This is a genomic window from Bacillus sp. FSL M8-0277 (assembly GCF_037975305.1).
GTDB classification, from domain to species: domain Bacteria; phylum Bacillota; class Bacilli; order Bacillales; family Bacillaceae; genus Bacillus; species Bacillus pumilus.
In genome coordinates, this window is sequence record NZ_CP150255.1 from 633490 (window position 1) to 659674 (window position 26185).

Here is a 26185-nt window from a genome sequence, read left to right on the forward strand (position 1 = left end):
TGTGATAGTTAAATTTAATGTTGGGGTTACAGGTAGAAAGAGTTTAATATATTACAGGTCTGGTTCGGTTTCCAACTCGACTCACACCTACTAATTTTAGTTTCATGTTTGTAATACTTTTGCTTTTATTGATTTTTGGTAACACAAGGTAAATAAAATCCTGAATTACTCTATTAATTAAAGTAAAAGATGTTACATTATACTCTTAAAAAGACCTTTAATGACTCAGGTTAATGAATTTATAAAAACTAACATTTTAATATGTTACAAAGCAGTTGACTTGTGGTTGAAATGATGTAAACACCCGAAAACTCCTTGAAACAAAGGAGTTTTTGTTTTGTCTTTTTTAAAAATTAATAACGTATTGAGATACAACGATTTTGTATTCTTATAATTGGTGACACAATGAAATCGAAACCTTCACCATTTTTCATTCGTTAAAATAAGATACAGTTATTTTTGAAAGAGTTACCTCTAATCATAATAGAATAGAAAAGCGGTGTTCATATGAGCTTAACTACTTGGAGTCTATCAACGTTTCACTAGCCTGTTTGGATTTTTTGGAGCGAAGCAGCGTGATAAATGAAAGAGATTTTTGCTGGATATCAGTGTTATTGCTTGCGCGTTTGATTCGATTAGTAATATTGAATTTAAAGTGTACTATTTAACGAAGGGTCAGTATTTGTATCTTGTGCGTATTTGTGAGGAACCTGGCACTCTTATGATCAAGAGTGCTTTTTTGTTTTAAGAGATATAAGATATCTTGACTTATAATGTCACATTTTCTTTAAAATTACATAAAAAAATCCACTTATTCCATAAAAAATCAGATCAATTCCTTATAATAAAAGTATCTGAGAATGGGGAGTGAGTCGAGATGGACCAAAACTTGCTGCAAATGAATCAAGTGAGATCAGAGGATGAATTAGCGGTTGTGAATATTTCTTCTACAGAAATTGGGGCGCTGTCAAAGGAAGCGGCTGAGCGGATTTTACAAACGAACGATACGGATAATATTCATCAATTGATGTATGTTCCGATTGAAAAGAAAGCAGATTTGCATTGGTTGATTCAAAGTGTTGGACAGGCGTTAGAAGATGAGGATGACGATAACGTTGCACTTGAATTGGCTGATTTGCTCTATTTCTTTGTCATTCCATTTTATAAGGAGTATATTTTGAGGGAACATCATTTGTATGAGTGTATAGATGATCTGTTGGTACGATTAGCATCGTGGGCTCACTCAGATATTCACACACTGGTCGATGCGATGAGAGACGATTTGTCTGTATAAACTTGAAAAAAGCTTGTAGAGCGATCCTCTACAAGCCTTTCTAAATTACTGGGCTCTTTCCCAAATAATCTTTGTTTCATTTGTTTTTTTCGTTCCCTTTGCCAGCACCTTACCGTTTTCTTGTTTCACGGTGATGTTTAGGTCGTAAAAGGAATAGAGAGCACCAAGACTGTCATTTTCGGGTTTGTGCAGGTTGTTTTCTTTTTCAGTTGAAGCTCCAATGGCCAGTGTCTTGGCAAAGTTTAAACCGATGACTTCAGCGTAATCACTATTGGTATCAGAGGAAGCCGTCACGTTTAATGAAATGACTTTTTTCTTTTGATCAACGGTAATCGCTGTGTCTTGTATGAGTTTAGACTGTTCCATGACTTCTTTCGTTTCTTTTTGAATGCGTTCATTGATCGTTGGAAGTGCCTTCGTTTCTATTTTTTGTTCGTTTGTTGTATTTGAGCAAGCTGCTAGCATGAAGAGACTTGCAACTAGGCTCATGAAAACAAGTAGACTTTTTTTCACGTTCGTTCTCCTTTTTTCTTCGAAGTATGTATGTTTATGTTACCACGAATCCTTGATTTGATTAAAAGAGAAGTGTTGATAAGCTGTGAACAATAAAAAGCACCCAAAAAGGGCGCTTTTTTCTTATTGTGCGGAAAGGCTTGTACTTAATGGAACAGAAGAAATGACGGTGAATTTAGGAGCCGCAGCACCTGATTCTAAATTTTTACGTAAAAGCGATGATTTGATGGACCCATCCCATTTTTTATAGACGCTTCCTGATGTATCTGCACGAAGCTGTACATTCGAGAAGCTTGCTTGTGTGTAGCTGTTTGCCCCATTATCCTGAACGCCGTGTACCATTTTGACGACATCGAGGTTTTTCAGACGGCTAGGTTTGTAAACAGGCTGTTTATAGCGCAATGTCCCATTGACGTATAGTGACACTGTGCCATCACCATTGTTGATGAGCTTTAAGTTGACACGTGCACCATCCTTAATGCTCTTATCATATTCGCTGTTCCAATATTGACTGCCACCTTGTGAGCCGCTGCCTAGAAAGACTTTATAGCCAGAAGACGTTTTTGAAATACCGCTCTCTATAACGGCAGAGCCGAGACCGAGGTACCAGTCCGCATAGCCATTTTTAATCGTCGCTGTTTTCGGAAGCACAATATCAGCGGAGATGCCTGACCATTTGGCTTCATCCGTTTGTGTCACAATCGCACCGTGACGAGGACTAGCTGCTGAGGCAGGAAGACTTGAAAGCATCAAAACCAACGCTAAACTCACACTCAAAACGATGAACCACTTTTTCATAAAAATTCCTCCTTATATTTGATTCATTTTTATTATATAAAATGAAAGAGAGGAGTTGCTTACATTGTTCTGGCTGATTTTGGTATTTTTTATGAACAAAATCGGTCATAAAGTGGTCAATTTGTATTCGAATTGTAATGTGACTGTAAAATAACTGGGGGCATCTTCATGTATAATAAGTGCAGAAACCAAATACGGAGGATTTTTTAATGAATAAAAAGCTTATCGCGACAATCGTAACAGTAGCTAGTTTATTTTTGGCGTTTAGTTTCTCACATGGAGCAAGTGCAAAAAAAGTAAGCGGCAATATTACTTGGTATAATGGTGTCGGTAAAAAAGGCGCAGATGGAAAAAAACTCGGTCATTGGGATGCAGCAACTAAAATGGGATTTGACGTACCGAAAAAAGGTACAAAACTAAGAGTGACAACAAAAGCGAAACCACATAAAGTGATTACAGTATATAAATATGATGTAGGTAGAATGCCAAACGCTGTATTAGACGTCAGCCCAAAAGCATTCAAAGCACTAGGGTTTAAAACAAGTAAAGGTGTCGTAAAAGGACATTACACTTATTAATACATAGGCATGCAAAGAAGCGGGAAAAGTTCATTTTCTGGCTTCTTTTCTTGTAGAGAGGGTCTGAAAGGCAATGAAAAAATCAACATGGTGGATCATCACGGTCATCGGAGTCGCAGTGATTGCGGCCATCATTTTCTTTATGATGAAGCCGGGGCAAGAGCCGAAGCATGCGGTAAAAGTGAAAACAAATCAGGATGCAAAAGACGAATTACTCGTTTCATTTACAGATCAACAGTTAAACAATACGTATTACTTGCATGACCGGGCACTTCATACGGAGAAACTGACAGCCTATCCTTCGATTGCTTATGATTCTACGAAACAGCTTTTATATTACACGTATACGGATGAAGACACGCAAAAAGTGAGTATTCGAGAACTGAATGTAAAAACGGATGAAGAAAAAACGCTATTTACGAGTGAAGATTCCATCGACAGTATGAGGCTGTCTGGAGACGGAAAACAGTTATATCTTAGGTATAATAAGGATTCTGGGGAACAATTTTATGTCGCTATGTTTGATGTAAACACACACAAAGTGAAGGTATTATATCCAGAAAAAAGCAAGGATGACACGGTAAGTTCTTTTGCATATGATCCGGCGTCAAACCTTCTGGCAATCCAGCATTATTCCTTAAAAGAAGATTACAAGAAAACCGATGAAGCGAATGAAAAGGGAAGAGACCCTGAACCAACGACCATGAAGATCACCCTTCAAACAGGCGTGAAGGGGAAGCGAATTGCACGCATCTCGCAAACGATCAATGATATTTCATTTTCACCAGATCATAAGACATTGATTTATACAGAAGTGAAGGTGCGAAACGAAAAAGAAGTAGCCTCTATTAAAATGCTTGATGTAGGAACAGGAAAACAGGCGACACTCGTTAAGAACAGTGAGGATGTGCATATTTTAAGTGCCGCACAGCCGCAATTTTCTACGGATGGGTCTTCTATTTATTTCTTAGGTGTTGCTAAAAACGCAAAGGAATTAAAGGATGACACCGGTCGAAAAGCAAAGGTAAGAACGATATTTGAATACAATATCAAGAAGAAAACAGTGGAAGCCGTTTGGGAGAAGGATGGCGGGATTGTTAACAATTTCACTGTCAATCGATAAAAGGTACGTTCAGTTATTTTTATATAACTGGACGTTTTTTTATTTTGCCATTTGACATGTTGCAGAAATTAAGGAATTTATGTAAGGAAAATCAGTTTTTAAGGTGGGAAACGTGTGGTATTTTCATATTTTGCTTAAGTGACAGAGGAAAGGAAAGAGAGTAATATGAGCGGACATAAAAAAACGAGAGGACATATGCTTCTCGTTTTCTCTGATTTATTTGGTGTTATTGTCTAATAAGTTTTGAAAAATAAACAGGGCATTAATGGAGTGAGGGAATCCAGCAACCTTTGTACAGTGCTTAATAATCTCCATAATCTCTATGACAGAAAGTCCGATATGTAATGCTTGTTCAAAATGAGTCTTTAATTCTTCATCACAATCGCCTTTTGTAATGAGGGCAGATAATGTGCTGATGGCCTTTTGTTTTTCATCTAAAATGAAGTGGTTGAATTCTTTTTGTTCACCGAGTTCAATTGTTAGCTGTTCAATATTTGACCGAATGCTCTCGTTTTTCTGAATTGAAAGCTTCTCTATGTTACCTGCCGTTGTTTCTTGTGTGATCTGGCAAGTCTCTTTTTCTTCATTCAAATTGAACTCCTCCGTTTTTTATCGCAATTTTCCATTTGTTCGTTCAGTGTGGCAAATGTGCCTTTTGATAGATGCAATGGGTATATAGTAGTATTATCGGTTTGCTGCGTCAATTTTTTAAGTGTTGAATGTACAAATAAATGCCATTTCAAGTCATGCATTGTTTTATTTTAGAATGATTCAATGAAAAGAAAGGAAAGGGCTAATATAACGCTGTCTGTTAGCCCTTCGCAATGATGTAGTCAATATATGTGTTTACGCATGTGACGGGAGATCGGTTTCATGTTACTTAATAATATCCATCGGCCGCATCATGTCATAATCCTCGTGCTCTAATATATGACAATGCCACACATACCTGCCGCTGTATGGAACAAAGCGAGCGATGATCCGAATGACTTCACCGGCATGCGCTTGAATGGTGTCCTTGTAGCCTTGTTCATGTAAGGGAGGTGCTTCGTTTGGTCCTGTATACACAATGTCCCCTGTCGATTGATAGACCTCAGTATCAAATGGTCTTCTGTCTATCACTCTGAATTGAACAAGGTGTAAATGAATAGGATGTGTGACTCTTGTTGGATTGACGATAGACCAAACCTCCACACTGCCAAGACGAGGATTTTCCGTGACAGGGTCATTCCAAAATTGGTTATCTAGCAATAAAATGGGGCGGCCGTATTTATCCTGTGTGCCGCTAAGTGTGAGCGTACGCTCTTTATCAGCTCGACTAGGACGAAGCGGTGGAAGCGGTTTGAAAATAGGCCGTAATGTTTTAGGTGCTCTCCCTTTTAGCGGACGTGTGACTTTAAATTGCATGATGTTCGCATCTGTTTCAGGATTCACTTCCTGTCCGCAGCCGGCTTTATTTTTAAGGATGATCGTTTTGTTTTCATAAGCTGAAAAATCGATGATAACATCAAATCGCTCAGCAGGAGCAATGCTAAAGGATTGATGGTGAACAGGTCTTGGTAAAAAGCCGCCATCAGATCCAATTTGCAAAATCGTCGCATCGTTGTCTAGATGCAGCTCGTAAGTTCTTGTATTGGACGCATTTAAAATACGAAAACGGTATTTTCGCGGCTCTACTTCTAAATACGGCCATACTTTTCCATTGACCAAAATGGTTTCTCCGCAAAAGAAGGGCACGATAGACGGATCTGGTATGTCACTGTCTTCTGGCGTGTTGTTTGGTCTGCTTGGATAAAACAGCGCGCCATCCTCCTGAAACGTACGGTCCATGATCATTAGCGGAATATCATACTCACCCTTCGGTAATTCTAGCGATTTTTCAAACGCATCTGAAATCAAATAAAATCCAGCTAATCCGGCGTACACATTTAATCGTGTCAATGCCATCGCATGATCGTGATACCACAATGTGCAGGCTTGCTGATGATTTGGGTATTCGTACACCTCTCGTTCAAAGAAGGGGCCGGTTGCTTCAAAGTCTCGTGAAAACCAAGCCTCTGGATAGCCGTCACTGCTTGCTGGTGTGACGCCGCCATGTAAATGAACGACGGTTTTGACTTCTGGTTCATCATGATGGCCTTCGTGAATGGTGTGATCGACCGGTAGAAAATGCTTAAGTGGCAATTTGTTCATCCATTTCACTTTGACTTTTTCATTTCGATTCGCATGAATGGTTGGACCAGGCAAACTGCCATTATAGGTCCATAGCTTGGTTGGGGGCAGGTCTCTATGAACTTTTAGAAATACCTCCTCCATAGCGATTTCATAATACGTTTGTCTTGGGTTCTTTTTGACGGGCTTCGCAACTTCTGGAATTGGCAGCTCGTCAACAAATTTTTCTAGGTTCATGTTATCTAATCCTCACTTAAAATCCAATTTGATACAGTATAAGTGCGGACATCAAAATAGGTGAATAAAATAAAAAACCCGCTTTTCAGCGGGAGCATTACGGATGTTTATTTTCAAGCGCTGCATTTGCAGGCACTTTTTTATTCGGTTTAAAGATGAAATAAGCGGCAAGCACACCGAAGGTAATGATACTCGTCAAAATGAGCTGCGGTCTCATTGATTCGATAAACAGCATTGATGCCAAGATGGCGCAAATGACCAAAATGGTAAAATACGTGAGGTATGGGAACAGCCACATTTTGATTTTGAGCTGTTCTGGATTGTCTTTTTCGATTTTACGGCGCATTCTTAATTGTGAAACAGCAATGACCAAATAGACAAGAAGGGCAATGGCGCCGGATGCGTTGACTAAGAACAAAAAGATGGTTTCAGGATAAAAGTAGTTCATCATGACGGCAATGTAGGAAAAGAAGGTGCCTGCGACTGTAGCCGCTACAGGAACACCACGTTTGCTGATTTTCATAAAGCGTTTCGGTGCTTCGCCTCTTTCTGCCAATGAATAAAGCATTCTGGACGTTGTGTACAACCCAGAGTTTAAGCAAGATAGAACAGCTGTTAAAACAATGACGTTCATCACTTGAGCAGCTGATGGGACACCGATGTATTCTAATACCGCAACGAACGGGCTTGTTAAAATACTCGCTGAATTCCATGGAAGCAAGGTCACAACGACAGCGATGGAACCGACGTAGAACACGATGATACGCCATACAACAGAGCGGGTAGCTGTTGTCACAGACTTGACGGGGTCTGCTGATTCTCCGGCCGCTATTGCCACAATCTCGGTTCCCATGAAGGAAAAGATGACGACGACAATTCCGAGTAAAACAGAGCTGAATCCATTTGGAAGGAAACCGCCGTTCCCCGTTAAATTGGCAAGACCTACAGTATGATGACCACCAAAACCAAAGATAAATGCAAAACCGATGAGTAGAAAGAGAATAATGCTGACGACTTTTATTAATGAGAACCAATATTCAAATTCGCCAAAAGATTTAACAGAAAAGATATTTGTTAATGTTAAGAGGATAGTGAGGATAAGACTTGTGAGCCAAACAGGTGCATCTCCATACCAATACTGAATAATGGCAGCACCGGCAATGGCTTCGATCGCGATGACAATCACCCAGAAGAACCAATAAAGCCAGCCAATTGTAAAACCGGCCCATGGACCGATGGCATCGCTCGCATATTGTGAGAAGGATCCGCTTGTCGGATAGGCGCATGCCATTTCTCCAAGCATTCTCATAATAAAGATCACGAGAAGTCCTGCAAAAGAATAGGAAAGAATGGACCCAGGCCCTGCAGAATGAATGACAGCGCCGCTACCAACAAATAGCCCTGCGCCAATAACCCCAGCAATGGAGATCATTGAAATATGTCTTGTTTTCAGATTTTTTTGAAGACCGTTTGTCATGTTGGACATGTCTTTACCTCCAAACATTTCTCCTTATAGAGAATTTGTTTTTAGAATATTTTAAATTTTATCATACTGAATTGTCATTCAGCATTGGACAGGTTATCAAACCGACATTTCAAACCTCTTAACATGATGTTAAAAAGTATAAAGGATTTGAGAGATTATGTTCCCTCTTTTTCCTCTGTTCATTCTTAAAAATAGCATAAGATCGGATGGGGAGAAGTTGTGTCTCAAAATAAAATTATTCTGATAATTTCTCAGAAAGAGTGATATTACCAATATGATCATCACAGAGTGAATTGGAAAAAGGTTGATGGGAGTAGGTCTTGAGGTCAATTGACCTTATAAAAATAAGTTTACATAGGTCAACACATTTCTATGTATCCTATTTTGCTGACACAAGCGAATCATGTTGCTGTAGACCCACACGGGCTTTGCTTTGTAAGATAAATAATAGAAAAGTGATGTGTGAGGAGGCGCGGTTCGACATGGAGCGCTATAACGAATTAAGACAAGGTGAAACAGGTGCTTGGGTCAGTATCATTGCCTATGTGATCTTATCTGCGGTGAAACTTCTGATTGGGTATACGTTTCATTCAGAGGCTCTTTCGGCAGATGGATTGAATAATACGACGGATATTATTGCATCCCTTGCAGTGTTGATTGGATTGCGTATTTCTCAAAAGCCGCCTGATGAAGATCATCCATACGGTCATTTTAGAGCAGAGAATATTGCGTCTCTTGTGGCGTCCTTTATTATGATGCTTGTTGGACTTCAGGTTCTGCTGAGTGCAGGCCAGTCGCTCTTCTCATCTAAGCATCAAACGCCTGATATGATCGCAGCTTGGACGGCAGCAGGAAGTGCTGTGGTGATGTATGGTGTGTATATTTACAACCGCAATCTGTCCAAACGGATCAATAGCCAAGCTCTTCATGCAGCAGCAGCTGATAATAAATCAGATGCGTATGTGAGTATCGGAACATTTGTAGGGATTATTGCCTCTCAATTTCAACTGGCATGGATTGATACGCTTGCAGCGTTTGTGATTGGCCTCATTATTTGTAAAACGGCGTGGGAGATTTTCAGAGATGCCTCTCATTCGTTAACGGACGGTTTTCATATAAAAGATATGTCCAAATATAAAGAGACCATTGAAGCAACACCTGGGGTGGGCGATTTGAAAGATATTAAGGCACGGTATCTCGGAAGTACGGTCCATGTGGATGTAGTAGTGGAGGTCGAGCCGCACTTGAACATTGCAGAAAGCCATGATATTGCAGATGAGATCGAACGTAGAATGAAGAAGGAACATGATATTTTACACTCTCATGTTCATATGGAGCCAGCAGGTGAGCCAAAAGAAGAGAAGAAGTCTTTTCCATCGTGAGAAGGCTTTTTTTTTCTACGTGTTGATGTTTTATGCTATTGCGCGTTGTATGGTAAAGTTAGACTATATGAAATTTAACGGAAACGTGATAGGAGGATCAGGATGGCATTTGATGAACCGATGCATTCAGATTTACAAAAAATCGTAGATAACATCCATAAAGTCATGGTTGGGAAAAAAGACATTGCGATATTAAGCCTTGTTGCGATTTTGGCGAAGGGGCATGTGCTGCTAGAGGATGTGCCTGGTGTTGGGAAGACGATGATGGTTCGTGCTTTGGCAAAATCCATTGGCTGTGAGTTTAAGCGAATCCAATTTACTCCTGACCTTTTGCCTTCAGATGTAACAGGCGTGTCGATTTATAATAAAAAGACAAATGAATTTGAATTTAGACAAGGACCGATTATGGGGCAGATTATTTTGGCTGATGAGATCAACCGGACCTCTCCCAAAACACAGTCGGCATTGCTTGAAGCGATGGAGGAAGGCAGTGTTACAGTGGACGGAGAAACAATGCTGCTTGCTGATCCTTTTTTCGTCATGGCTACGCAGAATCCAGTTGAATATGAAGGGACCTATCCACTGCCAGAAGCACAAATGGACCGGTTTTTATTCAAGCTGCAAATGGGGTATCCGACCATGCTGGAGGAGCTGGAGGTACTCAACTTGCAGGAAAAGCAGTCCCCGATTGATACGCTCCAAGCAGTCATGACAAAGGATCATATCCATGCGTTGCAGCAAGCGGTTCAGACTATTCATGTGGATGTATCCATTAAAGAATATATTGTTGAAATTGCACAAGCGACGCGGCAGCATCCATCTGTTTATTTAGGTGTGAGTCCAAGGGGATCGATCGCCCTCATGAAAGCGGCTCAGGCGTATGCCCTGTTGAATCGGCGCGATTATGTGATTCCTGATGATGTACAGTATTTAGCGCCATATACATTACCGCATCGTATGATTTTGACTTCAGAAGCGACGTATGAAGGGAAGAAGGCGGAGACACTGCTGCGACAAATGCTTGAGCAAATTGGCGTGCCAGTTCAAAAGTCGATGACTCAATGAAATTAGGTCATCGTTTCGCTTTTTCATTATGGTTACGGGTGATGATGCTCATCATCCTCACTGCGGCAGTCTTTTGTTATGCCATGTTTCAGGGAGGGTTTGTGAGCTGGTTCCTTTTTTATGCATTTTTACCCTATACTTTGTATGCTTTGCTGTTTGCGCTCGTTCCGCTGAGAGTGACAGCGAAAAGGACTTTACAACAAACCCGCTTGAAGGCGGGAGACGTGCTGCCTGTTGATCTTGAAATTAAGCGGACAAATCTATTTCCATACGTTTACGTCTTGATTGAGGATGATCCGCCGGACACCTTTCGTTTACAGGAACAAATTGCAATGAAGCAAATGCTGTTTCCTTGGTTTCGGAAAACGTGGCGTTTTTCCTATCAATTGAATGATGTCATGCGCGGAGAACATCATTTGTCAGCAGTTCGAATCAAAACGGGTGATATGTTTGGTTTTGTGGAGAAAGAAGTCATCATTCCGTTAGAAAAAAAGCTGCTTGTTTATCCGAAAATGCTCGATCTTCAGGTGGAGTCTGCTGAGTCATTGAATGAAAATGGAGGCAAAGCGGTTCACTCGTGGTTAAATGAACCGACCCATGTGACAACAGGCGTAAGGGAATATCAGCAAGGAGATCGTTTTGCTTGGGTGGACTGGAAGACGACGGCTAGAAGGGGTCAGCTGATGACGAAGGAATTTGAACAGAATCAAACAAAGGATCTTGTCGTGTTTGCTGATTTTACCGATGAAGCAGTTTTTGAGACCGTCGTGTCTATTGTAGCATCTGTCCTACAATCGGCAGTGAAAAAAGGGGTGCCGTCAGGTCTTGTACCTCTAGGAGATCAGCATGCCTTTCGAGTGGATCAAGGAGAACTTCATTTGCAGGACATGCTTTATTATTTAACAAGAGTGCAGCATCACCCTTCTCGCGTACAAGAGTATAAGGCGTTAGCAGCGAGTGAGTATCAGCATTCTGGAAAATATGTCATCACGGGTCAGCTGCAGGAGGAGCTTGCTGCGAGCCTCTTTGGAAATCGAAACAGAAAGAACATCACTGTTCTTTTAGTGAAGAGAGCCGTGGATCGATTCACGACAAAAGAAAAACAGCTTGTAGACCGGCTTAGGGCATCTGGAATACGCATGACCGTTTTATTTGAAGACCGGCTGTACGAAAGAACTGTGAGGTGACAAACATTTATGCTGCATACGCATCAGCGGCAAAGCCGTTTTGAGTTGTTCATCTATTATGCTGTAGCATTTCTGCTGCTTTGGGAGTGGCTTCGACCGCTTCAAGATTTTACAGAGACGAGTCATACGTCTTATTTCATCATTTTTATAGGGCTTACATGTTTGTTTACATTCTTTCGTTTGAAATGGTATGTGACGTTTCCTATTTGTACTGGCTTGATTTTGCTCGCTTTATATTTGATCTTTTATCAAGCAGAGCCAAGCTATCCGGCTGCATTATTAGGTGATATTAAAGATAATATCACCTTGATGAGCACAGGCATGTGGAGTGACATGTACCCCTCCTTCCGCACATTATTGTTTTATATTTTGTTATGGCTGCTTGTCTACTTGCTTCATTATTGGGTGGTCTATCAGCAGCGTATCTTTTTCTTTTTACTCATGACGATTGTGTATGTCACGATTCTGGATACGTTTACGCCATATGATGCAACCTTTGCGATCGTTCGTATTATGGTATTTGGTTTTTGTCTGCTTGGGTTGCTGTATTTCGATCGACTGCGTTCGGCTGAAGGCATTCGGGTGACGCAGAAGGCGCGCCTAAAGTGGTTTTTGCCCATGCTGGCGCTCGTTCTTCTGTCAGCGACACTTGGTGCTTCTTTACCAAAGTCTGATCCGAAATGGCCTGATCCTGTCCCATTTTTTAAGGCGGTGACGAATCAAGATGGCTCTGCCGGACAGAATAAGGTGGGATATAGTACAGATGATTCGTCGCTTGGCGGACCGTTTAGTGAGGACCGCACACCGGTCTTTAAATGGAGCGGAAAAGAGCCGTCTTACTTTCGTGTTGAAACAAAAAGTATCTATACCGGAAAGGGCTGGGAGGATGCCTCAAATGATACGAAGCCTACGCGGCTAAAAGAGAACAGTGTGCGGAATCGTTGGTTTACCGAGCGTGTAAAAACAGAGGTGCACGAAACGAGAGTCGATATGGAATCAAACTATCGATTTAATCATGCCGTCTATCCGATTGGGACGATCATGCTGATGCCAATGGAAAACATTCCGCTGCAAATGATGGGGAAAACGGAGAAAATTGTCCCATCCATTCAAAATCCGCCGAAAAATTTAGGGAACTACCAAGTCAGCTTCTTATCGCCTACATTTATCCTTGAGGATTTGCAGAGCATCAAAGTACCGACGAAGCAGAAGGTCAATCAGGAGGTTGGCCGTGAATACTTGCAGCTTCCTTCCTCATTGCCAGAGCGAGTGAAAACATTGGCAAACAGCTTAACGGAAACGAAGGATAATATGTACGATAAGACCAAAGCGATTGAGGACTACTTAGGGTCAGCGAAATTTTCATATGAAACGCAAAATGTCGCTGTGCCTAGTCGTAATGAAGATTATGTGGATCAATTTTTATTTGATACGATGATCGGCTACTGTGATAATTTTTCATCCTCTATGATTGTGATGCTCCGTTCGATCGGGATTCCGGCGAGATGGGTGAAAGGGTACACGTCAGGTCAATTATATGAAACACAGATGGATGGAAACAATGTGTATGAAGTAACCAATAACAATGCGCATTCATGGGTAGAGGTGTATTTTCCAAATAGAGGCTGGGTGACCTTCGAACCGACAAAAGGGTTTACGAACCCAGAGACCTTTACAAATGAATCGGTTTCTAGCGATCAGACAGATGATAATCAAAAGGAAGAAGATCAGCCTAGCTCTAATACAAACGAAGATCAGCAGGCAGAACAGCCACAGCAGCAGGAGACAGAGCGACCGGTAGAACCAAAGAAACAAACAGCGCAAGCGAAGCCTAATATGGTACATGTTGGTTCAATCTTGGGTTTCGCGGCAGGAGCTATGGTCCTTCTAGGATTGATCAGTTGGCTGCTTTATCGATTCAGAGCAAGATGGCTGCCATTCTTTATTGTGAGAAAGGTGAAACGTCTGCCAGAGGAGGAAGCATTCTTTTATGCGTATGCTGCTCTATTAAAGCAGCTGAAGCGCAGGGGAATTGAGAAAAAACCTGGCATGACGCTAAGAGAATTTGCTTCTTTGATCGATGACAAGGATGGAGATCATCGCATGTCAGAGCTGACGCAGCTCTATGAGCGGGCACTCTATCGACGAGAGGATGCGTCGGTGCTTTGGCGGCAATCGGCAAAGTTATGGGAAAATTTAATAAACAGGAGATAGTCTTGACCCCGTACCTTCCTGTTGTTAGAATAGGTGAATATTAAAACCTTCTAAAATACATGAAATTGAAGCGTTCGGATGTGAGTCTGGGCGCTTCAAAAGCGTGATTTACACTGAGAGCAGGTTTTCTCCTCTCATTTTTTCTGTGCGTTTATAAAAACTATATTGGACATAGAGGTGACACCATGACAAATTTAGTAAATGAAATGATTTTGGTTCTAGATTTCGGCAGTCAGTACAATCAGCTGATCACACGCCGTATTCGTGAATTTGGTGTGTACAGTGAGCTTCATCCGCACACTTTAACTGCTGAAGAAATTAAAGAAATGGCGCCTAAAGGAATCATCCTTTCTGGCGGTCCAAACAGTGTTTATGATGAAGGATCTTTCCGCTGTGATGAAAAGATTTTTGATCTAGACATTCCGGTTCTAGGCATTTGCTATGGCATGCAGCTTATGACTCATTATTTAGGCGGGAAAGTAGAAGCGGCAAGCCAGCGTGAATACGGAAAAGCAGATATCCACATTAATGGAACGCCTGCTTTATTCAAAGACCTTCCGACTGATCAAGTCGTATGGATGAGCCATGGTGACCTTGTTGTTGAAGTACCAGAAGGCTTTACAGTTGATGCAACAAGTGCACATTGTCCAAACTCAGCGATGAGCTTAGCTGAGAAGAATTTCTATGGCGTTCAGTTCCACCCAGAGGTTCGTCACTCTGAGTACGGAAATGACCTATTGAAAAACTTTGTCTTCGGCGTGTGTGACTGCGATGGCAAATGGTCAATGGAGAACTTCATTGAAATCGAAATGCAGAAAATCCGTGAAACAGTAGGCGACAAACAAGTATTGTGCGCACTAAGCGGCGGTGTAGATTCATCTGTTGTGGCGGTATTGATCCACAAAGCAATCGGCGATCAGCTGACATGTATTTTCGTTGACCACGGTCTTCTTCGCAAAGGCGAAGCAGAAGGGGTTATGAAGACATTTAGCGAAGGTTTCAACATGAACGTGATTAAAGTAGATGCGAAAGATCGTTTCTTAAACAAGCTAAAAGGTGTGTCTGATCCTGAGCAAAAACGTAAAATCATCGGTAACGAATTCATCTATGTATTCGATGATGAATCGGACAAGCTAAAAGGAATCGACTACTTAGCACAAGGAACACTTTACACAGATATCATTGAGAGCGGAACAGCAACGGCACAAACAATCAAATCTCACCACAACGTAGGTGGTCTTCCAGAAGACATGCAGTTCGAATTGATTGAGCCTTTGAATACGCTATTCAAGGATGAAGTCCGTGCCCTAGGTTCAGAGCTGGGTATTCCTGACGACATCGTCTGGAGACAGCCATTCCCAGGTCCAGGACTAGGTATCCGTGTACTAGGTGAAATTTCTGAAGAAAAACTAGAAATCGTCCGCGAATCGGATGCGATTCTACGCGAAGAAATTGCCAACTTCGGCCTTGATCGCGACATCTGGCAATACTTCACGGTACTCCCAGACATCCGCAGTGTAGGTGTTATGGGTGACGCAAGAACATACGACTACACAATCGGTATCCGTGCTGTTACTTCGATTGATGGGATGACGAGTGACTGGGCAAGAATCCCTTGGGATGTCCTTGAAAAGATCTCTACTCGTATCGTGAATGAAGTGAAGCATGTTAACCGCGTGGTGTATGATATTACGAGTAAGCCGCCTGCTACGATTGAGTGGGAATAGTTATAAAAGAGCTAGAAACCTTTGTGTATCAAGGGTCTCTAGCTCTTTTTTATTTTTAATTGCACTTTTTCCTTCCTTTTTAATGTGTTAATGAATCATTCCATCCCTTACACACATCAATCCATTGTGAATAACCGGAGTATTTTTCTAATTGTTTTATTGTTAGTTCAATCGCACTGTTACTGCTCCCGCAGGCTGGATAAACTGTCTCAAAACGTTTTAGTGAAATATCTAAATAAACAGAAACGCCATTCTTTATAGCAAAAGGACATACTCCGCCAATTTCATGACCGACCAAGTCAACGACCTCATGAGGAGGCAGCATTTTAGCTTTTGTTTTAAAATATTCCTTGAATTTTTTGTTATCAACTTTTGCATCGCCAGAGGTCACAACTAAAATAGCTTGTCCATTTACTAGAAAGGAGAGTGTTTTTGCGATTCTTTCAGGTTCGCAGCCCAATGCAGAAGCAGCCAAGTCTACGGTTGCACTAGATACTGAAAATTCCTGAATTCGAGTATCCATAGCATATTGTTTAAAATAATCTTTTACTTTCTTGATCGACATGATGATTTCTCCTTTTTATTAGTATTGATTTGAAGTTTGCTCGACTTTATTATTTAAACGATATTGATGTGGTGTTAGGTGAAACTTTCTCTTAAATAAACGAATGAAATGCTCTACATTTTGATAACCAACAGCTGTCGCAATATCATCTATTTTCAAATCACTACCAGTGAGCATTTTGCAGGCTTTTTCCAATCTTATTTCTTGTCGAATCTCACTAAATGATTTGCCAAGCTTACGAGCTATATATTTTGACAGATAAGATTGTGAAAGGTTAAATTCCTCTGCCATCTCCTGGATTGTGATATGCTCACAACATTGCTGAATATATTGGAGCATTTGAATAATACGTATATCACTATATTGTTTGACTTGATTTACGTTCATATGACTTGGTTTGAATCTTAATAAGAGGCTTAATAATATCTCAAACAAATTATTCATAATCAATTGGTAACTAGGAAACCGATTATAATTTTCTGTAAATAGTTGAAGAGAGCAGTCTAGCAAATGTTTATCCAAGCGACTATGGAAAATAAGAATATTTTTATTTTCTTTTATATACAATGCATTCAAAAAGAACTCTGAAATGACATGATTGCCTTTTAACATTTTAAAAAACACTTTTTGAAAAGTACTTTTACGGATCATGATTTGGATTGCGATTGTATTCTCCATGACAATTGGCTTGTGTATTGTATCAGGTGGAATAAAGGCAATATCTCCTGATTTTAAAGTCATTTTTTTATCTTCCACTTCTACATACATCTCATTTTCCAGAACATAGATCATCTCAAAGAAATCATGGATAGCCGACAATGGAGGCATAAAACGGCTATACTTTCTCACTTCGATATCTTTCTCCTGACCTAACCACATGGTATCCTCTTTTTCAAATTCGTTCTGCCCTTTAAGCAAAAATTCTTCTATATATATTTGCTTATGCATTAAATTGGTTTGATCATAATCCTTCAAAAATAATTGCAATGATTGATTGTCATGCCTTTTCTGTTGGTATTGTTGATAAAAGATTTCTTGCTCGTTATATTCTCTTAAATATTGCATCGCTTCATGTTTTTCAAGTTTATTTTTTTCCATCTATATCCAAACCTCTAGTCTATTTACTGCAACCACCAGGGCCTTCACTGTTGCTTCAATAATATCTTTATCAATTCCAGCACCCCAATGCATTTTTCCTTGATATGAAATTCCAATCTGTGCACAGGCTTTTGCTTGGGAATCCTTGCCCAAAGAATTCTGTTCATAGACTTCCAAAACATACTCGAGATGAAAATATGCTTTTAACGCATTACTAATTGCATCTAAACTTCCAGTGCCAGTTCCTTGTATTTCAATTTGTTGATCATCTCTCAGCAAAGTTAAGGTGACTTCCTGCTTCTCTCCTTTATGAAATTGATAATCAAGCAGCTGGAAATGAGGGTGAAAATCAACATACTGTTCTTTAAAAACATGATATATTTCTTCGACAGACAATTCCCTATTTGTCTGATCAGATACTTTCTTCGCTGCATATCCCATGGCTTCATTCATTTGATAAGGAAGTTGAATGCCATAGTTTGTTTCTAGTATATAGCCTATGCCGCCTTTTCCAGACTGGCTGTTGATTCGAATCACATCCGTTTGATAATTCCTCCCCAAGTCAACGGGATCTACTGGGATATACGGAACGTCCCATTTATCAACTTTATTTTCTTTTCTATATTTCATACCTTTAGATATCGCATCTTGATGTGACCCAGAGAATGCGGTGAAAACCATTTCCCCAGAATAGGGCTGCCTCTCAGGAACAGTGATTTTTGTTAGTTTTTCATATTTTTTACGAATAGCTTCTAGGTTATTGAAATTCAATTTTGGATCATAACCTTGTGAATACATATTCATCGCCAAGGTAATCAAGTCAACGTTCCCTGTACGTTCACCGATACCAAATAATGTACCTTCGACTCTTTCTGCGCCAGCTAGAACACCAAATTCTGCATCACTCACCCCAGAGCCGCGGTCATTATGAGGATGAACAGATAATGTCACACTGTCTCGGTAAGACAGATTTTTGTGTATATACTCAATCTGACTTGCAAAGATATGAGGCATTGAATATTCAACTGTTGTCGGAATATTGATGATTGCTTTATGAGTTGGTGTCGGTTTCCAAATATCTAAAACACTATTACAAATATCTAACGCATAATCAACTTCAGTTCCTGGAAAGCTTTCTGGACTATATTGAAAATAAATATCACTATTTGTTTTTTCGGCAAGTTCTTTTACTAAAATAGCTCCATCAATGGCAATTTGTTTAATTTCATCTTTTGTTTTCTTAAATACCTGTCTGCGCTGCGCTTCTGAAGTCGAATTATATAAATGAACAATCGCTTTCGGTACCCCCTTAATGGCTTCGAAGGTTCGGCGGATAATATGCTCTCTCGCTTGTGTGATCACCATAATCGTGACATCGTCTGGAATCATATGATGATCAATCAGTGTCCGTAATAGCCTAAACTCCGTATCAGAAGCAGCTGGAAATGCGATCTCAATTTCTTTAAAACCTATCTCTACTAATAACTGAAACATTTCCAATTTTTCTTCTAAGTTCATAGGAATAGGTAATGCTTGATTTCCATCTCGCAAGTCCACACTGCACCATATCGGAGCACTTTCTAATGTTTCTTTCTTTACCCAATCATACGTAAGGTTCGGTGGCAAAAAGTATTTCTTTTCGTATTTTTTGTGGTTAAACATGATCGATTCCTCCTAGAAAATAGAATATAAAAAAAGCCTATCATCTCCAATATTTACCTTGGAGACGAAAGACTTCTGCTTACGCGGTACCACCCCTGTTTCATGATAACCGTACATTATCATGCCCTTATTCGGATACAGATTGTTTGATCTTATATCCTTCCCATATAACGGTGGGGTGCCGACCTTAACTACATCAATCCTTTTCATTTCACTAAGGCTACTCTAAGGTGAGTTCCCTGCCTTTTTGTTATTGCTTCTCATCAACCAGCAACTTTCTGAAAACATTTCGGCAAGTACTATTCCTTATCATCGCATTCTAATTTTTCTGATTTTTTCTATTATACCAAGATTACAAAAAAGAGATAGTGGTAGGGATATCTTTTTCAATTGATTTTTTTTGTCCTATTGGTGTCTTATCTTCATTTTCAATTTTATTTATTTTACTTCTGTTTTAATGTGGTATCCTCTTCACCAAATAAAAACCCAAGGCCACAAATAAAGGTGAGTGTATGAACAGCGAACAATAAAATCGCACCAATTTTTTTCATGGCAATCAACCTCCTCTTAAATTCAGTCTACTAGCCTTCAAAATTTAAATTCACTGGTTCATCCTCTAAATGATCCACAGTATTTTGTTCTGTCACTGGCACACTTTCATCTACAATTTTAAAACTAAGTTCGTCCATCCAAATTTGACCTGGACCTTGTAGTAATATGCCAAACGCAATGACTTCACTTTTTACTGGAACATCTAGTACGACACTAAAATGATTCCATCCATTTGTTCCTGTAATAGGACGGTTCATCATATTGTCAAACGCAAGAATTTCACCTGAAGAATGGTCTATCCTCATCCATAAACCAGCTGAGCCTTTCACATCTTCGCTTTTGACAAAAGCAGAAAATTGAAGACGTTCCCCTCTGTAACGCTCAGATTTAATTTGCTGCATCAATGTTGCGAAACCTCCAGCTTTTTCATCTTTTGATTTCAAATAAGCGGAGTTAGTACCACTGTGTACAATTCTGTTATCCAAACCTGTTTCATAGTCAGAAGGGGTGTCCCCCGTCATAATCCAGCCAGTAGGTGTGTTCTTATTTGCAGCCATATTCTTTTCCTCCTTATCAATTACATTCCTTAGTAATCTCCGATAACGTGCTGGTGACATGTCATATATCTTCTTAAAGGCTCTAGTGAAGGATTCCTGTGAACTAAATCGATACTGCAATGCGATGTCAATCGCCCGTTGGTCCGTATGAATTAAATCCTTCGCCGCTTGGGTCATCCGTCGTTCTCTTATATAATCAACAACTGACTTCTTAATCACTTTTTTGAACATACGGTGAAAGTGAAATCTAGAATAACCAGCGTGTTTCGCTAGAGTTTGAAGCGGTAAATCGTCTTTCAGATGTTGTTCAATATAATGTAATGTTTCTTGAATCGTTTTTTCATGTTCTTGATAGGACAACCGAGCACCTCCTTGCCTTACGAGTTTAGTATAGCGGAAATGCTCTTTAGGAAACTTGACTTTTTGTGCTATGTTTCGATAGTAGAATGGGTATTCTTGTCCTAGGTCCTGGACTGGTATATCTATAGTGAATTTAACTCAACATGAAGTGACAACAGTGTGTAAAAATGGCTATTCCACAGATTTAAAATTGGTAAAGAAAGATATTCGTAATTCTCTTTATAAAACAAATAAAATTATAGAATATAAGCTTTAAAAAGTTTGGAATCCTTGTGTGACAGGCTTCTGAGCTTTTTTATTATTTTGAAGCTTCTTTTTCTTGACTGAATCATTATTATGAAATGTATAGTAATTGAGTCGAACGATTGGATTTTCAAATGTATGATTAGTTTTAATTAGTTATTAATTATAAAGATACACCTAGATATGACTATGAGAAACCTTATATCAGAACCAAAGTTTGATTTTTTTGGAATCTTTTATTGACTTTTAAATGGGAAATGTGGGAGTATATACATAATAACAATTTAACCCATTAATTATAATAATTTGAAATAATCCCGATCATTACAAATTTTTTAGTAAATGTATATCTTACTCCCACACCTAAAGAAAATCTAACTCGATATTCACTAAATAAAGAATATAAAAGGTGATAAATATGGAATACAAAGAAACCAAGTGGAAGGTATTTTTTTCTTTAATTAGGAAAACGAGAATCAGCATAAATCTGTTTATCATTGCAATGATTTTAACTGCAATAAGTGCAACTGCTTCAACTTTAGTACCACATTTTTTGAAGAAAATAATAGATTCATATAATTCTACGAACACTATTCACTCTTTGGATTTAACCGCGTTAATCGGAATATTTCTATCTAGTGCTATTTTAGGAGCGATTGGTAGTTATATGTTGAGTGTTGAAGGACTGAAGGTAGTAGCGAATCTCAGAATATTATTGTGGAGGAAAATAGTAAAATTACCGATTGGTTTTTACGACAAAAACCGTTCAGCAGATATAGCCAGTAGGTTTGTAAATGATACTTCTGTGATTTATAACTTGGTTAGTAATTCATTTTCACAATTTGTAAACGCAATCTTAATGATTTTATTTTGTGGATTTTGGTTATTTTATTATGATTGGCAATTAACATTGATCATTATTGTTGCAATCCCACTCTATTTAATATTCTTTATCCCATTAGGAAAAATATTAGCAAAACTCTCAAAATTAACTCAGACTTTAACAGGAAATTTAAATGTACGAGCTGTTGAAACAATCTCAGCGATTAAATTGGTGAAATCTTCAACAGCAGAGGAATTTCAAATTCAAAAAGGAAGTCAAGATATTGAAAGGTTACAGAATATTAGTTTAAAACAAGCGAAATGGATGGTCTTAGTTAATCCAGTAATTAATTTAATTATGATGATCATCATAGTCACCATTATTATGGTGGGCGGAGTTAAATTAGCTAATGGAGATTTAAGTCCAGGAACATTTATTGCATTTTTAACACTTATATTTTATGTCATAGGACCAATCACAAATTTTGGTTTGTTTTTCACTCAATTACAAAAAACTATTGGAGCAACTGAAAGGGTTTCTCAACTATTGTCTGAAAGTGAAGAAGTGCAAAGTGAAGGTGAAGATTTAACTATAACCAATAATGATTTAGTCATTAGAGATTTAAGATTTTATTACAGTGAGAATGACACATTTTCACTGAAAAATATTAATTTAACTATCAAGGGTGGAACTACAAATGCATTAGTGGGACCGAGTGGTAGTGGTAAAACAACTCTAATTTCTCTATTGGAACGATATTATAAACCAACTAGTGGAACAATTTTTATGGATGGGAAAGATATAGAAACATTTTCGCTAAAGTCTTGGCGCAATCAAATCGGATATGTATCACAAGATCATAGTTTAATAAGTGGAACAATAAGAGAGAATCTTCTCTTTGGTTTAAATGAAATTCCAGACGAAGAAAAAATAATCGATGCTTGTAAATCGGCGTACGCATGGGAGTTTGTGAAAAAATTTACAAATGGATTAGATACTGATATTGGAGAAAAAGGTCTCAATTTATCTGGTGGACAACAGCAAAGAATTGCTATTGCAAGGATGTTTCTAAAAGATCCAAAAATTATTTTTTTAGATGAAGCTACTTCAAATTTAGATAGTCAATCAGAAAAATTCGTAAATGAAGCGATGGTGAAAATCATAAAAGGTAGAACATCTATTGTAATAGCACATAGATTATCAACTATTATTAACGCCGATAACATTATTTTTATGGAGAATGGTGAGGTAACAGGGAACGGGAAGCATCACGAATTAAAAAATAACCATCAACTTTATCGTCAATTTTGTGAGCAACAGTTTAAAGAAACAAAAAATGATCTGCAAGAAAGCAGTTAATAAAAAAATGACATAATTGAGTAAGGAGAACATTAAGATGGATAAGAAATTTGTTTATTTTCAGCACATGAGTGATGATTCTAATTATTATGTAGAGAAAAAATCTTTAATTCCAAGCAGACCTTACGAGATTGATAACTTACCTAAAGGTTACAAGATAACAATAGAAGAGAATTCACCATGGATTTATTATTCTAACCCTAGCATTAGTATAAAAGAACAAGGATGGAAAATACATATAAGTGCGACAATAAATGATGCACAAGATATTTTAAAAGTGGTAAGCAAATTATTGTTTAAGAGAAAAGTTGCTTTTAAGCATATTAAGGACAAGCAGACGTTATTCAATTTAAATTCAAAGCATGGAAATAGAATCTCTTCGGGAAAGTTTATAGCGATATACCCCCCAACAGATAAAGAGTTTTTACAATTGCTCAACGATTTGTATGAAGAGTTACGAGGTTACGAGAATGGCCCATATATTCTTAATGATAAATCATGGAAAGATAGCAACATATATTATAGATATGGGGCTTTCAAAAATATTTATAACGAAAAAGGTGAACTTTGTATAAAGGATGAACAGGGAAATCTCATTCTAGATAACAGACAACCATATTATAAAGTTCCCGAATTTGTAAAGGAGTTAGATCAATATTTAGATTCAATAAATATTTCCCATGAAAATGAAGAAAGTGAGAAATTTAATGGTTATGACTTTCAAGGCGTTCTTAGATTTAATAATGGAGGTGGGATATACACAGGTATAAGGAAATTGGATCAAAAAAGTGTGGTCATTAAAGAAGGAAGACCAAAAGTAGGTCTGGATGGAGAATATAATGATGCTATTGATCGTTTGAACATTGAATATGATGCTCTGACTAAGCTTGCAGATATTAGTGGAGTAGTGAATGTTGTTGATTATTTTAAAACATGGAAGCATGTGTTTCTTGTGGAAGAATTTATAGAAGGTTTAACTTTACAATCTTGGTGTGCAGTAAACTATCCATTCAACTTGGAAAACGATAAAGATGCATATATCAGGAAAGTAAAAATCATCTTAAATAAGCTAATCACCACAGTTAAACAAATGCATGAAAGAGATATTGGCATGGGAGACTTACAGCCGTTAAATATAATGATTACACCTGATTTGGATGTGAAAATTATTGACTTTGAGTCAGCAGCTAGTGCAAAACTTGAAGAAAAAAGTACTTTGCAAACAATCGGTTTTACTCATGTGAAGAATAAAAATCATAAAGAACGAGATTGGTATGCTATCAAGAAAATTTTGCACTTTTGCATTTTACCTATTGGCCCTGTTACGGACTTAGAACCGAGTATTAAAAATACACATAGAAATTGGATAGAACGTGAATTCGGAAAAGAGGTTTATGAATTTGTTTTGAATATAGAAAAAGAATGTGATGAAGAACTATCAGAAACTAAAGAGCAAACATTTCAACAGAATATTCGCACGGAAATGACAAAAAAGAATGATATTTCAACAATTATTAGTGGTCTGAGAAATGGAATAGAAAACAATCTTTTGCTTGATAGTTCTTTGGTTCATGGGGATGTTAGACAGTTTGTTAACCCAGACGGAAAATTTAATATACTTACAGGTGGAACAGGATCAATTTTAGCTTTATCTAGATCTGGAAGTTTAAATACACAAGTGATTGAATGGGTTTCCAATGTTTTAATTAAAAACTTGAATCATTTTGAAGAGGATGGATTGTTTACAGGAAAAGCAGGTATTGGAGTCATTTTATATGAACTAGGTTACAAAGAGGAAGCAAAAAAGTTATTCAGAAAAATTGAATACTCTAGTTTGAATGATATGTCATTAAGATCAGGTTTGCCTGGAATAGGATTATCATTAATCAGTTTGTATTTAGAAGAAAATAAATCAGAATACTTAGTTATTTGTGAAGAGATAGCAAATATTATTGAAAACAAAGTAAGGGAAGAAATTAAATTGACATCGACAGATTGGACGGGTGTTCCTATTGGATTAATTGATGGGTGGTCAGGAATATCTTTATTTTATACAGCTTTGTTCTCAATTACTAAGAAAAGAGACTACTATTTAAAATCGCTCGAATATATAAATAGAGACCTGAAAAGGTGTAAAGTGGATTCTAGCACAAACACTTTGCAAACATTTGATGATAATCATCGATTGCTACCTTATTTATCAGGAGGTTCCATAGGAATTGGAGTTGCTATTTGGTACTTGAACTATATAAATTCAAGCAATCTATTTGAATTAGAGATGGAGAAAATCATTAATTTAAATAAAGTTAGATGTGCATTTAGTGGAGGACTTTTCGATGGAGTGGGCAGTTTTCTTTTAATTCCATCAATGATTAAAAATGAACAAATGTTATCAGATGAAATAGATCTGGTAAAGAGAAAATTAGAATTATTTCTTATATATAAAGATGATCAAATTTTGTTTCCGGGAAATTTTTGTTATCGCTTATCAGATGATTTTTATTCTGGAAGTGCAGGAATCATATTGGGCTTAAAATCACTTCAATATTCAAACCCTATGTATTGGTTGCCGATTATTCATGTTGATCAATTTTTAGAGAAAACTAGAGGAAATTTATTGAAAGTGATGTGAAAAAACTCATTTGATTTATTTTAAGTGACTTTAAGATTTAAACTAAACAATTTGATTTATGGAGGGGTGAAAATATGAAAGATGTTTTAAAACTTCAACAATTAACAGAGAATACCGAAACGAAAAATGAGGAAGTGTGGTTTACTATTACAACCATTTCAGTCACATTATCAACAATTAGTAATCACTGTTAATTGATAATATCTAGTTGAATTATAAAGTCTATATTATCCTTGAAAGGAGGTGAGAAAGGATGAAAGATGTTTTAAAACTTCAACAATTAACAGAAGGTTCTGAAGTAGAACCAGAGAGATGGTATACGATTTTCACCACATTAGTGGGAAGTTCAACGGTTAGCAATAACTGCAAATAATATCGGTAATAAAATAATTTCTAAATGTGGGGGATAGTTATGAATGAAGTTTTAAAACTCCAGCAATTAAATGAAGATTCTGAAGTAAGTCCAGAGGCGTGGTATACCATTTTCACCACATTAGTGGGGAGCTCAACCATTAGTAATAACTGCTAAAAAATTTACTCATATTGAAAAGAGGGATA

Annotated in this window: 21 protein-coding genes, 1 pseudogene and 1 other annotated feature; of the genes and pseudogenes, 13 read left to right on the forward strand and 9 right to left on the reverse strand. The window is 38.1% G+C overall.

Annotated features, from left to right (window positions below):
* Positions 1–595 precede the first annotated feature (595 nt).
* Positions 596–721: pseudogene (locus tag MKZ05_RS03155) on the forward strand (MarR family transcriptional regulator); the annotation flags it as partial.
* Between the two features lie 156 nt (positions 722–877).
* Positions 878–1294 (forward strand): hypothetical protein, encoded by a 417-nt coding sequence (locus MKZ05_RS03160; RefSeq protein ID WP_284907741.1) that lies wholly within the window; start codon positions 878–880, stop codon positions 1292–1294.
* A 45-nt stretch (positions 1295–1339) separates the two neighbouring features.
* Here MKZ05_RS03160 and MKZ05_RS03165 read toward each other — a convergent pair whose 3' ends face one another.
* Together MKZ05_RS03165 and MKZ05_RS03170 are read right to left on the reverse strand one after the other, a co-directional pair.
* Complete coding sequence (locus MKZ05_RS03165) at positions 1340–1807, reverse strand: hypothetical protein (RefSeq protein WP_339161345.1); 468 nt, start codon at positions 1805–1807, stop codon at positions 1340–1342.
* A gap of 123 nt (positions 1808–1930) precedes the next feature.
* Positions 1931–2605, reverse strand: a complete 675-nt coding sequence (locus MKZ05_RS03170) for a hypothetical protein (RefSeq protein ID WP_044141452.1) — start codon at positions 2603–2605, stop codon at positions 1931–1933.
* 209 nt (positions 2606–2814) lie between these two features.
* Between MKZ05_RS03170 and MKZ05_RS03175 the strand changes: the two genes are divergently transcribed.
* Together MKZ05_RS03175 and MKZ05_RS03180 are read left to right on the forward strand one after the other, a co-directional pair.
* A complete protein-coding gene (locus tag MKZ05_RS03175; protein WP_044141453.1) occupies positions 2815–3183 on the forward strand; it encodes a septal ring lytic transglycosylase RlpA family protein in 369 nt (122 codons plus the stop codon).
* Between the two features lie 73 nt (positions 3184–3256).
* Positions 3257–4306, forward strand: coding sequence for a hypothetical protein (locus MKZ05_RS03180; protein WP_335365501.1), 1050 nt, complete (start codon positions 3257–3259; stop codon positions 4304–4306).
* A gap of 216 nt (positions 4307–4522) precedes the next feature.
* Here MKZ05_RS03180 and MKZ05_RS03185 read toward each other — a convergent pair whose 3' ends face one another.
* The 3 genes from MKZ05_RS03185 to gabP all read right to left on the reverse strand — a co-directional run bounded on the left by MKZ05_RS03185 (position 4523) and on the right by gabP (position 8201).
* On the reverse strand, positions 4523–4897 hold the full coding sequence (locus tag MKZ05_RS03185; protein ID WP_003214068.1) for a carboxymuconolactone decarboxylase family protein: 375 nt from the start codon (positions 4895–4897) through the stop codon (positions 4523–4525).
* A 285-nt stretch (positions 4898–5182) separates the two neighbouring features.
* On the reverse strand, positions 5183–6715 hold the full coding sequence (locus MKZ05_RS03190; RefSeq protein WP_050945680.1) for a multicopper oxidase domain-containing protein: 1533 nt from the start codon (positions 6713–6715) through the stop codon (positions 5183–5185).
* A 97-nt stretch (positions 6716–6812) separates the two neighbouring features.
* The gene (gene gabP / locus MKZ05_RS03195; RefSeq protein ID WP_003214237.1) at positions 6813–8201 is read right to left on the reverse strand and encodes a GABA permease; all 1389 of its coding nucleotides are present in this window, start codon (positions 8199–8201) and stop codon (positions 6813–6815) included.
* A gap of 482 nt (positions 8202–8683) precedes the next feature.
* Here gabP and MKZ05_RS03200 point away from each other — a divergent pair, with 482 nt between their 5' ends.
* The 5 genes from MKZ05_RS03200 (at position 8684) to guaA (ending at position 15776) form a co-directional block, all read left to right on the forward strand.
* The gene (locus MKZ05_RS03200) at positions 8684–9583 is read left to right on the forward strand and encodes a cation diffusion facilitator family transporter (RefSeq protein ID WP_050945681.1); all 900 of its coding nucleotides are present in this window, start codon (positions 8684–8686) and stop codon (positions 9581–9583) included.
* Between the two features lie 102 nt (positions 9584–9685).
* Complete coding sequence (locus tag MKZ05_RS03205; RefSeq protein WP_339161349.1) at positions 9686–10648, forward strand: MoxR family ATPase; 963 nt, start codon at positions 9686–9688, stop codon at positions 10646–10648.
* A 101-nt stretch (positions 10649–10749) separates the two neighbouring features.
* Entirely contained in the window at positions 10750–11835 is a 1086-nt protein-coding gene (locus MKZ05_RS03210; protein WP_339161351.1) for a DUF58 domain-containing protein, read from the forward strand.
* Between the two features lie 9 nt (positions 11836–11844).
* Positions 11845–14049: a transglutaminaseTgpA domain-containing protein gene (locus MKZ05_RS03215; RefSeq protein WP_339161353.1), complete on the forward strand. Its 2205-nt coding sequence runs from the start codon at positions 11845–11847 to the stop codon at positions 14047–14049.
* Between the two features lie 185 nt (positions 14050–14234).
* Complete coding sequence (gene guaA, locus MKZ05_RS03220) at positions 14235–15776, forward strand: glutamine-hydrolyzing GMP synthase (RefSeq protein ID WP_113386774.1); 1542 nt, start codon at positions 14235–14237, stop codon at positions 15774–15776.
* A gap of 79 nt (positions 15777–15855) precedes the next feature.
* Here the strand turns inward: guaA and MKZ05_RS03225 are convergent, their stop codons facing one another.
* The 4 genes from MKZ05_RS03225 to MKZ05_RS03240 all read right to left on the reverse strand — a co-directional run bounded on the left by MKZ05_RS03225 (position 15856) and on the right by MKZ05_RS03240 (position 20570).
* On the reverse strand, positions 15856–16341 hold the full coding sequence (locus MKZ05_RS03225) for a YbaK/EbsC family protein (protein ID WP_339161356.1): 486 nt from the start codon (positions 16339–16341) through the stop codon (positions 15856–15858).
* Positions 16342–16359: 18 nt separating this feature from the next.
* Complete coding sequence (locus MKZ05_RS03230; RefSeq protein ID WP_339161359.1) at positions 16360–17439, reverse strand: AraC family transcriptional regulator; 1080 nt, start codon at positions 17437–17439, stop codon at positions 16360–16362.
* Positions 17440–19101 carry a 2-isopropylmalate synthase gene (locus tag MKZ05_RS03235; protein WP_339161362.1) on the reverse strand — a complete coding sequence of 554 codons (1662 nt, stop codon included), beginning with the start codon at positions 19099–19101 and terminating at the stop codon, positions 17440–17442.
* Between the two features lie 57 nt (positions 19102–19158).
* Positions 19159–19423: a binding site (T-box leader), on the reverse strand.
* A gap of 259 nt (positions 19424–19682) precedes the next feature.
* Positions 19683–20570, reverse strand: a complete 888-nt coding sequence (locus MKZ05_RS03240) for an AraC family transcriptional regulator (protein WP_339161365.1) — start codon at positions 20568–20570, stop codon at positions 19683–19685.
* Between the two features lie 661 nt (positions 20571–21231).
* Here MKZ05_RS03240 and MKZ05_RS03245 point away from each other — a divergent pair.
* The 4 genes from MKZ05_RS03245 to MKZ05_RS03260 all read left to right on the forward strand — a co-directional run bounded on the left by MKZ05_RS03245 (position 21232) and on the right by MKZ05_RS03260 (position 26156).
* Positions 21232–22995, forward strand: coding sequence for an ABC transporter ATP-binding protein (locus MKZ05_RS03245; RefSeq protein WP_106029990.1), 1764 nt, complete (start codon positions 21232–21234; stop codon positions 22993–22995).
* A gap of 37 nt (positions 22996–23032) precedes the next feature.
* The gene (gene lanKC / locus MKZ05_RS03250) at positions 23033–25627 is read left to right on the forward strand and encodes a class III lanthionine synthetase LanKC (protein ID WP_339161368.1); all 2595 of its coding nucleotides are present in this window, start codon (positions 23033–23035) and stop codon (positions 25625–25627) included.
* Between the two features lie 253 nt (positions 25628–25880).
* Complete coding sequence (locus MKZ05_RS03255) at positions 25881–26000, forward strand: class III lanthipeptide (RefSeq protein ID WP_189282669.1); 120 nt, start codon at positions 25881–25883, stop codon at positions 25998–26000.
* A 39-nt stretch (positions 26001–26039) separates the two neighbouring features.
* Positions 26040–26156, forward strand: coding sequence for a class III lanthipeptide (locus tag MKZ05_RS03260; protein ID WP_189282668.1), 117 nt, complete (start codon positions 26040–26042; stop codon positions 26154–26156).
* Positions 26157–26185 lie beyond the last annotated feature (29 nt).

What these genes read in the sequence shown, in the direction of transcription:
- MKZ05_RS03160 (WP_284907741.1), top strand. Translation starts at nt 878, where the DNA reads ATGGACCAAAACTTGCTGCAAATGAATCAAGTGAGATCAGAGGATGAA.
- MKZ05_RS03170 (WP_044141452.1), bottom strand. Translation starts at nt 2,605, where the DNA reads ATGAAAAAGTGGTTCATCGTTTTGAGTGTGAGTTTAGCGTTGGTTTTG.
- MKZ05_RS03175 (WP_044141453.1), top strand. Translation starts at nt 2,815, where the DNA reads ATGAATAAAAAGCTTATCGCGACAATCGTAACAGTAGCTAGTTTATTT.
- MKZ05_RS03180 (WP_335365501.1), top strand. Translation starts at nt 3,257, where the DNA reads ATGAAAAAATCAACATGGTGGATCATCACGGTCATCGGAGTCGCAGTG.
- MKZ05_RS03190 (WP_050945680.1), bottom strand. Translation starts at nt 6,715, where the DNA reads ATGAACCTAGAAAAATTTGTTGACGAGCTGCCAATTCCAGAAGTTGCG.
- gabP (WP_003214237.1), bottom strand. Translation starts at nt 8,201, where the DNA reads ATGTCCAACATGACAAACGGTCTTCAAAAAAATCTGAAAACAAGACAT.
- MKZ05_RS03200 (WP_050945681.1), top strand. Translation starts at nt 8,684, where the DNA reads ATGGAGCGCTATAACGAATTAAGACAAGGTGAAACAGGTGCTTGGGTC.
- MKZ05_RS03205 (WP_339161349.1), top strand. Translation starts at nt 9,686, where the DNA reads ATGGCATTTGATGAACCGATGCATTCAGATTTACAAAAAATCGTAGAT.
- MKZ05_RS03215 (WP_339161353.1), top strand. Translation starts at nt 11,845, where the DNA reads ATGCTGCATACGCATCAGCGGCAAAGCCGTTTTGAGTTGTTCATCTAT.
- guaA (WP_113386774.1), top strand. Translation starts at nt 14,235, where the DNA reads ATGACAAATTTAGTAAATGAAATGATTTTGGTTCTAGATTTCGGCAGT.
- MKZ05_RS03225 (WP_339161356.1), bottom strand. Translation starts at nt 16,341, where the DNA reads ATGTCGATCAAGAAAGTAAAAGATTATTTTAAACAATATGCTATGGAT.
- MKZ05_RS03230 (WP_339161359.1), bottom strand. Translation starts at nt 17,439, where the DNA reads ATGGAAAAAAATAAACTTGAAAAACATGAAGCGATGCAATATTTAAGA.
- MKZ05_RS03235 (WP_339161362.1), bottom strand. Translation starts at nt 19,101, where the DNA reads ATGTTTAACCACAAAAAATACGAAAAGAAATACTTTTTGCCACCGAAC.
- MKZ05_RS03245 (WP_106029990.1), top strand. Translation starts at nt 21,232, where the DNA reads ATGGAATACAAAGAAACCAAGTGGAAGGTATTTTTTTCTTTAATTAGG.
- lanKC (WP_339161368.1), top strand. Translation starts at nt 23,033, where the DNA reads ATGGATAAGAAATTTGTTTATTTTCAGCACATGAGTGATGATTCTAAT.
- MKZ05_RS03255 (WP_189282669.1), top strand. Translation starts at nt 25,881, where the DNA reads ATGAAAGATGTTTTAAAACTTCAACAATTAACAGAAGGTTCTGAAGTA.
- MKZ05_RS03260 (WP_189282668.1), top strand. Translation starts at nt 26,040, where the DNA reads ATGAATGAAGTTTTAAAACTCCAGCAATTAAATGAAGATTCTGAAGTA.